General features: G+C 37.3%; 7 protein-coding genes and 1 tRNA gene. 6 read left to right on the forward strand and 2 right to left on the reverse strand.

The features are described 5' to 3' along the window. Positions 1-75, forward strand: a tRNA-Val gene (locus Q0505_RS00155). 2 nt (positions 76-77) lie between these two features. Here Q0505_RS00155 and murF read toward each other — a convergent pair. Together murF and gldJ are read right to left on the reverse strand one after the other, a co-directional pair. Then, entirely contained in the window at positions 78-1358 is a 1281-nt protein-coding gene (gene murF / locus Q0505_RS00160) for a UDP-N-acetylmuramoyl-tripeptide--D-alanyl-D-alanine ligase (RefSeq protein ID WP_299207351.1), read from the reverse strand. A gap of 61 nt (positions 1359-1419) precedes the next feature. Then, positions 1420-3081 carry a gliding motility lipoprotein GldJ gene (gldJ, locus tag Q0505_RS00165; RefSeq protein ID WP_299207354.1) on the reverse strand — a complete coding sequence of 554 codons (1662 nt, stop codon included), beginning with the start codon at positions 3079-3081 and terminating at the stop codon, positions 1420-1422. Positions 3082-3323: 242 nt separating this feature from the next. Between gldJ and porU the strand changes: the two genes are divergently transcribed. The 5 genes from porU to Q0505_RS00190 all read left to right on the forward strand — a co-directional run. After that, positions 3324-7127, forward strand: a complete 3804-nt coding sequence (gene porU, locus Q0505_RS00170) for a type IX secretion system sortase PorU (RefSeq protein WP_299207357.1) — start codon at positions 3324-3326, stop codon at positions 7125-7127. 47 nt (positions 7128-7174) lie between these two features. Further along, the gene (gene porV / locus Q0505_RS00175; protein ID WP_299207360.1) at positions 7175-8323 is read left to right on the forward strand and encodes a type IX secretion system outer membrane channel protein PorV; all 1149 of its coding nucleotides are present in this window, start codon (positions 7175-7177) and stop codon (positions 8321-8323) included. Between the two features lie 35 nt (positions 8324-8358). After that, positions 8359-8841 carry a cytidine deaminase gene (locus Q0505_RS00180; protein ID WP_299207363.1) on the forward strand — a complete coding sequence of 161 codons (483 nt, stop codon included), beginning with the start codon at positions 8359-8361 and terminating at the stop codon, positions 8839-8841. A gap of 286 nt (positions 8842-9127) precedes the next feature. Further along, a complete protein-coding gene (pdhA, locus tag Q0505_RS00185) occupies positions 9128-10126 on the forward strand; it encodes a pyruvate dehydrogenase (acetyl-transferring) E1 component subunit alpha (protein WP_299207367.1) in 999 nt (332 codons plus the stop codon). A gap of 3 nt (positions 10127-10129) precedes the next feature. Then, the coding region (locus Q0505_RS00190; protein ID WP_299207370.1) for a biotin/lipoyl-containing protein at positions 10130-11326 on the forward strand (1197 nt) is incomplete at its 3' end.

An 11326-nucleotide genomic window follows, 5' to 3' on the forward strand; every position in this document is an offset into this window, starting at 1 on the left:
GGGTCATTAACTCAGTTGGTTCAGAGTGTTACCTTGACAGGGTAGAAGTCACTGGTTCGAATCCAGTATGACCCACATTACTTTATAAGTTCCAAAACACGTTCCATAGCCATACCTCGTGATCCTTTTATAAGGATGGTTGTGTCTGATGGAATGTTTCCTTTATACGCTTTCGCGAAAGCGTTATACGTTTCAAAAGAATAGTACTCGTTCTGTTTTGAAGTTGATATACCAAAGGTTGGTCCTACCGCATACACTTGATTAATAGAGAGTGAATCTGCATAATCAAGAATATGCTGATGCTCTTCTTTAGTGGTTTCGCCCACTTCAAACATATCTCCTAAAAAGGCTATTTTATGTTTTGAAGATTGTTTGCTCAAGTTATTTAATGCAGCCTCCATACTTGTAGGATTTGCATTATAGGCATCTAGAATAATAGTAATATTATTATCTTTCTCTATAATTTGAGATCTATTATTAGCAGGAATATAGTTTTCTATCCCTTTTTTTATAGCTTGGGGAGCTACAGAAAAATAACTTCCTATAGCAATAGCTGCGGCAATATTTAGTGCATTGTACGCGCCTGTTAATTGTGTTTTTATAATAAGATCATCAAATGCTACTTGTACAAAGGGTGTTGCTCCTTTAAAAGCTATATTATAATCTGCATCAGATGACGCAAATGTTTTGATTTGTAATCCAGAAGACTGTTTTATTTGTAAAGGATCTTCGTTGTTTACGAACGCAATCCCGTTGGTTTTATGAATGAACTTATACAATTCACTTTTCCCTTTGATGACGCCTTCTACGCCTCCAAAACCTTCTAAGTGTGCTTTTCCAAAATTAGTAATATATCCAAAGTTAGGTCTTGCAATTTCGCTTAAAGCGGCAATTTCTCCTTGGTGATTGGCACCCATTTCAACAATACCTATTTGTGTATCCTTAGTCATCGATAATAACGTAAGGGGTACTCCTATATGATTGTTGAGGTTTCCAACGGTGGCGGTAGTGATATACTTTTGTGATAGTACAGCGTTGATTAGTTCTTTTGTAGTTGTTTTCCCATTACTTCCTGTGAGCGCAATTATAGGGGTATTTAAAAAATTTCTATGATAGATGGCAAGATCTTGTAGTGTTTGTAACACTTCTTTCACCAACATGAACTGACCTAAATCGTCTTGTTTTTCGTCAATGATGACATAGGAAGCTCCTTGATCTAACGCTTTTTTTGCAAAATCATTCCCATTAAAATGATCTCCTTTTAAGGCAAAGTATATATTCCCTTTTTTTAATTTTCTGGTATCTGTACATATTCCTGTACTTTCTAAAAAGAGATGGTGTAATTGTTCTATACTCATACGATATGGTATTAAAAAAGCCCTACGAGAGGGCTTTTTTAAATGATAACTGTAGCTAAATTTATCTAGCTGTTTTTGCTGTTTTTGATTTTGAACCTACACGTGACATAGCACATCTAAATCCGATATCGTCTGTAGCCATTCCTTGTGGTAAGAAACGACGTTGTGCAGGATCTAACCAGTAAGCTCTGTCTCTCCATGATCCTCCTTTGTATACGCGTACTTCGTCGTTGATCAATGTTGTTCTGTTATTAGAATCATCAAACTTACGTACCATACCATCCTCACCTTTTGTTACGCTGTGATTTGGAGAGTTGTACATTTGCTTTCCTTCGCTTTCACTAGGATCTTCATCATCATCAAAAGATTCAAAATAGCGAGTAGATCGTCTGTCACCATCTCTAAAGTTACGGTTGTCACTTTGAGAGAATTGAGTACGTAAATACGTTTCATCTTGATCTACTGGCACCTGAAGGATTTCTCCTGGCAAATCTCTAGCAACTATTTTTCCGTTTGCTAAGGTGTCATATACGATAGAATCTATTGTTACTACTTTTACTTTTCCTTCTTCATCTATAGCATTTTTAGTATAGACATTACCTCTATAGTAGTTAAAGTCATTAAACTCATCATCAACTATTGGGCGATATACATCGGCAACCCATTCAGAAACATTACCAGCCATATCATACAGTCCAAAATCGTTAGGCTCGTATGTTTGAACTTCGGCAGTAATATCTGCATTATCATCAGACCACCCTGCAATTCCTCCGTAATCTCCATCTGCTTGTTTAAAGTTTGCTAAATGGTCACCACGAGTACGACGTGATGATGATCTTGTGTAAGATCCATTCCAAGGGTATTTTTTACGACCTCTATATACATTGTAGCTTCTTAATTCAGAAAGCCCTAATGCAGCATATTCCCACTCAGCTTCGGTTGGAAGTCTATATTTAGGTAAAAGAACACCATCTTTACGTTGTACATAAATATCGGTGCTATCATTTCTTTTCATTCTAGACTCACTAGCTCTACCACCTCTGGCAAGACTGTCACTCCCTCCATAAGCTAAGGTAGGAGAGTTTAAATACGTTTCTGTGTCAAAAGTAGAACTTGCGTCTACATCGTGACGTGCTCCACGAGCCGTATATCCTTTTTCTTCTAAGATAAACTCGTTTACACGGTTTGATCTCCAATCAGAAAATTCTACGGCTTGTAGCCAGCTTACACCTACTACTGGGTAATTGGCAAAGGCTGGATGACGAAGATAATTTTCGGTCATCGTTTCATTAAAACCTAAACGGTTTCTCCAAACTAAAGTGTCTGGTAATGCGCCTGTGTATATATTACGGTAATTTTCATCTGTAGGAGGAAAAACTTTCTTTAACCAATCTAAGTATTCTAGATACATTACATTGGTAACTTCAGTTTCATCGATGTAGAATGACTGTACGTGTTGTTGATTTGGAGAGTTGTTCCAGTCATGCATAACATCATCCTGAACTCTTCCCATAGTAAATGTTCCGCCTTCTACAAATACCAACCCAGGCCCTGTGGCTTGTTCAGTATAATCTGTATTGGCTTTGAAACCTCCGTTTTTTCCATCGATTTTCCATCCGGTACCTCGAGAACTGTCTTTGTAGTTGTTTGATTTGCTACAACTAGCAACCATTAAGGAAACTGTAGCAACAGCAAAGATTTTTAGGGCAAAATTTAATTTCATTGGTTTTTGCTTAAGTAGATTTGGGATTGCAATATAACAATTAACACGAAAATGACAATGTTAATTTATTAAAAGCACTCATCAAATTTAAATTTAGTGGTTTTAGTCAACCCATTAGTAACGTAGGTATTTATTCTTTATTATTGTAATCCGAAAAAAATAATTCGAATATCACCTTTATTAATACTATTGATTCGCATTTGTCGTTACGATATATAATGAAAATACACTACACTATATTTATGTTTTTTATTTCCTTTCTTGGTTTCTCCCAAGAAGTGCGTCTCTCAATAGATTGGAAAGAAATCATAAAAAATCCTTCTGCTCCTTTAAATAGTTCGTTACAACTTTCTCAAGATAAAGATGGTTTGTGGTTGTATACGGAGCAATGGGAAGTCAGTCAGCCTGTCTCGCAGGGAAGTCTTCAGGTAAAGAATGTAGTGTATGAAGCAATTCCTGCTTCTCAGTTATCTAAACTTACTAAAAGTAAGATAGCGTCAAAACTATCGTATACAATACAGACAGGGCAAGCTAGAGATCAATATTATGCAATTCTAAATGTTACGCCATTTGTGGTTGTAAACGGACAGTATATGCGGATTAAAAGTGCTGAGGTTTCTTATGCTTTCGCGAAAGCGACCAATGCCAGATCTTCTATACCTATTACAAACTCACTATTAGCAACGGGAGATTACTATAAATTTTATGTAGAAGAAACTGGAGTGCACCAAATCACACGGAATTTTCTTCAAAGCATGGGTATGTCGTTAGACGGTATTGATCCACAAACTATTAAAGTATACGGATTAGGAGGGTCTCCATTACCGCTAAGAAATAGTGATAATAGCGATTCGGTATTTGATCTAAGAGAAATTCCTATACAAGTAGTGGGAGGGGAAGATGGAGCTTTTAATGGGAATGATCATATTCTGTTTTTCGGCGAAAGCATCCGAAAATTTCATGAAGAGTTAGATACCAATATCAATCCATATTCCGATCGATCTTATTATTACATCACAGCGGGTGCAAACTCAGGATTACGAGTGCAACCTATGTCTCAACCCACTGGAGCAGCCAATGCTACATTTACTACGTTTGACGATTATCAATTCCATGAAGAGGACTTAGAAAATATTGTATTAATAGGGCGTAGATGGTTTGGAGAAAAATTTAATGTTGAAAATGAACAAAGTTTTGAATTTGCATTTCCTAATATAGCTGCTGGTCAACTAGCAAGTTTGAGAATTCTATTTGCAGCAGCTTCCGAGTCTCAAACATCTTTTGAAATTGCAGTAAATGGGGCTTCTGTAGGTACTGCAATATTGTCACCTATAAATAATATAAGCCTTGCTACTGGAAGGACATTTGAGGTAGAAGTACCTATATCCAGTCCAGAGGTTACAATCACATTGACTTATAATAACGGAGGGAACCCTTCTAGTTTAGGCTACTTAGACTATATAAGTTTAGATGTGCCACGAAATCTTCAAGGGACTGGGGAGCAGATTAATTTTAAAAAGAATGAATCGGCTACACTAAGTGGTTTGGGAGAATATGTTTTTAGTAATGCGAGTGGGTATACACAGATTTGGGATGTGACCAATCAAGAATCCATAACTACCACTATTAATGAAGGCGGTCAAGGAACTATAAATTTTAAAAGCCCATTAGGGACTTTACGTCGTTTTGTTGCAGTAACGCCTTCAGATTATTTTACTCCTTTTAGAGAAAGTAATAATACCAGAGTTAGCAATCAAAATTTGAAAGGAACCATTTTTCAAAATGACAGTGGAGCTTTTCAGGATATAGATTATCTCATGATCACAGGTGATTTATTAAGAGGGCAAGCAGAACGATTAGCACAACATAACAGATCTTTCAGAGGTTTGAACGTAAAAGTAGTTACCCTAGATCAGATTTATGAAGAGTTTGGGAGTGGTCGTCAAGACATAGGAGCTATCCGTAATTTTGTCAAATATGTATATGATAATGCCACTTCTGAAGCAACTAGAGTAAAGTATCTCTGTCTATTTGGAGACGCCTCTGTTGATTACAAAGACAGATTATTTGGTAACAACAATATCGTTCCTACTTTTCAAACCTTTGAAAGTTTTAGTCTAGCTACCTCTATAATGTCTGATGATTTTTATGGATTTATGGATCCTAATGAAGGATTGGTCGAATTTTCAGGAGGGAATGATAGACTTGATATTGCGGTGGGACGTGTTCTAGCTGATACGCCATCACTAGCAACAACCGTTGTAGATAAAATTATAAATTATGATGCAAGATCCTCTTACGGGCGCTGGCGTAATAATTTTGTCATGATTTCTGATGATGCAGATGAACCGACTCTTGGTCATTATGGATTACAAGTAAATCTGGACGCATTAAGCGATGAGATTGAAAATCAAAGACCATCCACTAATGTGATAAAAATACACAGCGATTCGTTTCTACAAGAATCGTCTGCTGGGGGAGATCGATACCCGCAGGTAAATGAAACAATTTCTAACGCAATAGAAGTAGGCTCTCTAGTAGTGACTTATTTAGGTCATGGAGGAGAAGAACTTTTAGCGTCAGAAACGATTGTCACTCAAAATGAAATAGACGATCTTGCTAATGATGAACGACTCCCTTTACTTATTACAGTAACCTGTGAGTTTACAAAATTTGATAACCCATTACGACCTACGGGTGGAGAACAATTTATATGGAGTTCTGATGGAGGAGCGGTTGCTATGGTAGCAACTACAAGAGAAATATTTGTTGGTCTAGGCGTAGAGTTTAATGATGTAATTGCTGCGGAGATTTTTGGATTTAATGGGAATGAGCTTGTGAGTGTAGCTGAGCATGTGAGACGCGCAAAAAATCAAGTAACAAATAGTCAACGTAGGGTAATTTTCTTTTTAGGCGATCCAGCGATGCGTCTTGCGTTTCCCGAACCAGATATTCGTCTTACAGCGGTAAATGATATTCCTGTAGGATCAAATCTCCCCACTTTAAGAGCCTTAGATCGTGTAAAGATTAATGGAATTGTGACTAGTGAATTAGGACAAGTAATTTCTAATTATACGGGTACACTAGCAGTGACGCTTTTTGATAAAGATATCCAGCGTCAAACATTAGGGAATGATGGCACAACAGATAATAATGGGAATTTATTATTACTAGATTTCAAAACACTAGGGGCTGTTTTGTATCGTGGGCAGGCATCTGTCGTGAATGGACAGTTTGAGTTTGAGTTTGTCATGCCAAGAGATACAGCAATTCCTCTTGGAAATGGACGCTTAAATTTTTATTCAGAGCGATTGGGAATCTTAGAAGATCAGGCAGGTGTGAATAGAGATATTATTATAGGAGGGCTTAATGAAGATGCACCACCAGATAATCTAGGACCTCGTATTCGATTGTTTATGAATGATGAAAGTTTTGTAAACGGGGGGATTACAGATGATTCTCCTATTATCTTAGCAAAACTAGAAGATGAAAATGGTATTAATACCGCTGGAGGAATAGGACACGATCTTATTGCGATATTAGATGGTGATGAGACAAATCCGTTTAATATGAATGACTTCTATGAAACAGACGTCGATGATTTTACAAAAGGTACTGCAAGTCGAAGACTTAGAGATTTAGAAGAAGGATTGCATACCCTTACATTTATAGCTTGGGATGTGTATAATAACTCATCAAGAGCAGAACTGCAATTTGTAGTTGTGGGAGATGGAGAATTACAATTAGAAAATGTCCTGAATTACCCAAATCCTTTTGTAAATTACACAGAATTTTGGTTTAATCATAACCGACCTTTTGAACCGCTGGATGTTCAAGTTCAAATATTTACCGTAAGTGGTAAAGTGGTAAAAACAATTAATCAAACAGTTGTAAATGAAGGTTTCCTGTCTAGGGATATTGTATGGAATGGACTAGATGATTTTGGGGAAGCTATAGGAAAAGGAGTGTACGTATATAAGATAACTGTAAAATCTGCGTTAACAAACAAGCAAGTAGAAAAATTTGAAAAGCTTGTTATTCTATAAAACATAAATATATAAAAAGTCTATATTTGTTCAAATTTGAAATCTTTATGAAGAAAATGATGATGCTGTGCTTAGGAGCATGTTTTGCTTTTAACGCAACGGTACAAGCCCAAGACGAGCCTAATACAATCACAACGGCAGTCCCATTTTTAATTATTGCTGCAGACGCACGTGCTGCAGGACTTGGAGAACAAGGAGTAGCAACGAGTCCAGATGTGTATGCAGTACAGTGGAATCCTGCCAAACTTGCCTTCTTAGATAGAAAACATAATGTAGGAGTCAACTATACACCATACTTAGGAAACCTCGTAAACGATATTGCTATACTACAAGCAGCGTATGCAAATCGTTTAGATGAAAAAAGTGCTTTTGGTGTGAGTCTTAGATATTTCAGTTTAGGAACGATTACCACAACGACTGGACCTAATGATCCAGGTTTAGATATTCGTCCTAATGAATTTACGTTAGATGGAACGTATGCACTTAAATTAAGTGAGCGTTTCTCTATGGCAGTTTCTGGTCGTTACTTACGTAGTGATCTTAGAATCCAGCAATTAGATCCAGATGCAAGAGCAGCATCTTCTTTTGGTGTAGATATCTCTGGATATTACCAATCTGAAGAAATTACATACAATAGCTTTGACGGTCGTTGGAGAGGAGGATTTAATATCTCTAACATTGGTCCAGAAGTATCCTATAGTGATGCAGACAATGATTCTGATTTTATTCCTACAAATCTAAAAGTAGGGGGAGGATTTGATTTTATTTTAGATGGATACAATAAAGTATTTGTAGGATTAGAATTCAACAAACTACTCGTTCCTACACCACCGATAAGAGATGGAGAAGGAAATATTATTGCGGGTCAAGATGATAATGTGAATTTTTTCTCAGGAATTTTCCAATCATTTGGGGATGCACCAGATGGCTTTAGTGAAGAACTTAAAGAATTTACATGGTCATTAGGCGCCGAGTATGTGTATGATAACGCATTTTCTCTTCGTGCAGGATATTTTAATGAAAGTGATCTTAAAGGAGCTCGTAAATTTGCAACCTTAGGCGCAGGTTTTGAGTTTAATGCAATTGACATTGATTTGTCATACCTTTTCTCTACAGGTTCTGTACGTAGCCCATTAGAAAACACATTACGCTTCGGACTTACCTTCCACTTTGGAGATGAGTTTGACGAATATTAATTGAGTAGATTCCTTCATTTGAGGGGAATAGATATATGAAAAAAATTAAGATCGAGTCGTTTTTGGAAATTTATACATCTATAGATGAACTTCCAGAAACGATTTTTTCTTTAATGCAAGAAGCTATTCTTGCAAGAGATACAGCCTATGCTCCCTATTCAGAATTTTATGTAGGCGCAGCCATCTTACTTGAAAATGGAGTGGTCGTACGTGGTAGCAATCAAGAAAATGCAGCCTACCCTTCAGGGCTATGCGCCGAACGTACTGCTATTTATTATGCATCAGCACAATATCCTAACACTACTTTTAAAGCAATAGCCATTAGTGCAAAAGCAAAAAATAAGGCTACCTCACAGCCCATCCCTCCTTGCGGATCTTGTAGACAAGCGATTGCAGAATATGAAATAAGACAAAGAGAAGCGATCCCTATTTATTTTATGGGTGATCAAGGCGAAGTCTGGAAAAGTGATTCTTTAGAAAATTTACTTCCCCTACTTTTTACATCAAAATATCTCTAAAATACCATTGCTTTTTACGAGGGTATTCTTGAAAAGTACGCTTTCGCGAAAGCGTATACCAGAAGTTTGCACCTCATAAATTTTAATATGAGCCTTACATCATTCAAATGATAAGGTTTGGTTTGCTATTTAGTAGGTATTATAACGATTTTAACAAAATAAGTGACGTAAAGCTATCTACTACTTCGTTTTCGCAACTTTTATGCAAAACCCTTTTTGCGGTATCTATCTAATAGCTTATTTTTGTTATTCGCTTTTATTAAAGCCATTATTATACTCGTTATAGATGAAGAAAATCACTAAAGAAACGTACCTTAATTGGTACGAAGAAATGCTCTTCTGGCGTAAGTTTGAAGATAAACTAGCTCAAGTGTATATCCAGCAAAAAGTAAGAGGGTTCTTGCACCTTTATAATGGTCAAGAAGCTATTCTAGCAGGATCCTTACACGTAATGGATTTAAGTAAAGATAAAATGATTACTGCCTATCGTAATCACGTACAGCCTATTGGTATGGGAGTAGATCCTAAACGGGTAATGGCAGAGTTGTTTGGAAAAGCGACAGGAACCTCTCAAGGACTTGGTGGATCTATGCATATTTTTTCAAAAGAAAAAGGATTTTATGGTGGTCACGGTATTGTAGGAGGGCAAATTCCTCTAGGTGCTGGGATGGCGTTTGGAGATAAATATCACAAGAGAGATGCAGTAACCTTATGTTTCTTTGGAGATGGTGCCGCTCGTCAAGGATCACTTCATGAGACGTTTAACATGGCTATGCTCTGGAAATTACCAGTGGTTTTTTGTGTAGAAAATAACGGATACGCTATGGGTACGTCTGTAGCACGTACAGCAAACCATGAAGATATCTGGAAACTAGGATTAGGTTATGAAATGCCTTGTGGCCCTGTAGATGCGATGAGCCCTGTAGCAGTTGCCGAAGCAATGGATGAAGCGATAGATAGAGCACGTAGAGGAGACGGTCCTACATTTTTAGAGCTAAAGACATATCGCTATAGAGGACACTCTATGAGTGATGCACAACATTATAGAACAAAAGATGAAGTAGCAGAATACCAGAAAATAGACCCTATCACACAAGTAAAAGATATTCTATTAAAAGAAGGTTACGCTACCGAAGATGACATTAAAGTGATGGACAAACGCGTAAAAGAGCGTGTGGCAGAATGTGAAAAATTTGCAGATGAAAGTCCATTCCCAGAAAAGAATGTGATGTATGATGTGGTATATGACCAAGACGATTATCCATTTTTACCTCATAAATTATAAGCTATGGCACAAGTAATAAATATGCCGCGACTTAGCGACACGATGGAAGAAGGTACAGTGGCGACTTGGTTAAAGCAAGTTGGTGATACCGTTTCTGAAGGAGATATCTTAGCCGAAATAGAAACAGATAAAGCAACGATGGAGTTTGAATCTTTCTATGATGGAGTATTGCTCCATATAGGAATTCAAGAAGGAGAAACCGCCAAAGTAGATAAATTACTAGCGATTCTCGGAGAAGAAGGAGAAGATATATCTGCATTAATCAGCGGAGAAGCATCCAGCAAAGAGGCATCTGAAGAAACAACATCTGAAGAAACCGAAGAATCGAAATCTGAAGAAACTACATCTGAAAAAGATACATCAGAAGAAGAAACTGAAGAAGAGCCTGCAGCGACTTCAGAAAAAGAGGAGACAACAGGAACAACTGAAATTCCTGATGATGTTGTTGTGGTAACAATGCCTAGACTTTCTGATACAATGGAAGAAGGTACCGTGGCTACTTGGCTTAAATCAGTAGGTGATACTGTAGAAGAAGGAGATATCTTGGCAGAGATTGAGACCGATAAAGCGACGATGGAGTTTGAGTCTTTTAATGCTGGAACGCTATTATATATAGGATTAGAAGAAGGCGCTACGGCAAAAGTAGATGCGCTACTCGCAATATTAGGCCCTAAAGGAACCGATGTTTCTGGTGTGGTAGCCAACTATAAATCGGATGCTTCGGCTTCTAAAAAAGAAGAGGTTAAAGAAGAAGCTCCTAAAAAAGAAGAGCCAAAACAAGAAACGTCTAAGAAAGAGGCTCCCAAAGCAGCTGAAAAAACGTCTTCGTCTACAAGCTCAACAGCAACATCTAGTGGAGGTCGCATATTTGCTTCCCCACTCGCTAAGAAAATTGCCGAAGAAAAAGGTATCAACTTAGCTCAGGTAAAAGGATCTGGAGAAAATGGACGTATTGTAAAGGCAGATGTAGAAAACTTTACTCCTAGTGCAGCTACTGCCGGAGGAGCTGCTACACCATTTGTCGCTACAGGTGAAGAAAGTTTTGAAGAAGTGCCAAACTCACAAATGCGTAAAGCGATTGCAAAAGCACTTTCAAAATCTAAATTCTCTGCGCCACATTATTACTTAAATGTGGAGTTTAATATGGAGAATGCGATTGCTTTTAGAGCTCAATTTAATCAATTGCCAGATACAAAAATA

The organism is uncultured Dokdonia sp. (assembly GCF_937910895.1).
Classification (GTDB): Bacteria; Bacteroidota; Bacteroidia; order Flavobacteriales; family Flavobacteriaceae; genus Dokdonia.

What these genes read in the sequence shown, in the direction of transcription:
- murF (WP_299207351.1), bottom strand. Translation starts at nt 1,358, where the DNA reads ATGAGTATAGAACAATTACACCATCTCTTTTTAGAAAGTACAGGAATA.
- gldJ (WP_299207354.1), bottom strand. Translation starts at nt 3,081, where the DNA reads ATGAAATTAAATTTTGCCCTAAAAATCTTTGCTGTTGCTACAGTTTCC.
- porU (WP_299207357.1), top strand. Translation starts at nt 3,324, where the DNA reads ATGTTTTTTATTTCCTTTCTTGGTTTCTCCCAAGAAGTGCGTCTCTCA.
- porV (WP_299207360.1), top strand. Translation starts at nt 7,175, where the DNA reads ATGAAGAAAATGATGATGCTGTGCTTAGGAGCATGTTTTGCTTTTAAC.
- Q0505_RS00180 (WP_299207363.1), top strand. Translation starts at nt 8,359, where the DNA reads ATGAAAAAAATTAAGATCGAGTCGTTTTTGGAAATTTATACATCTATA.
- pdhA (WP_299207367.1), top strand. Translation starts at nt 9,128, where the DNA reads ATGAAGAAAATCACTAAAGAAACGTACCTTAATTGGTACGAAGAAATG.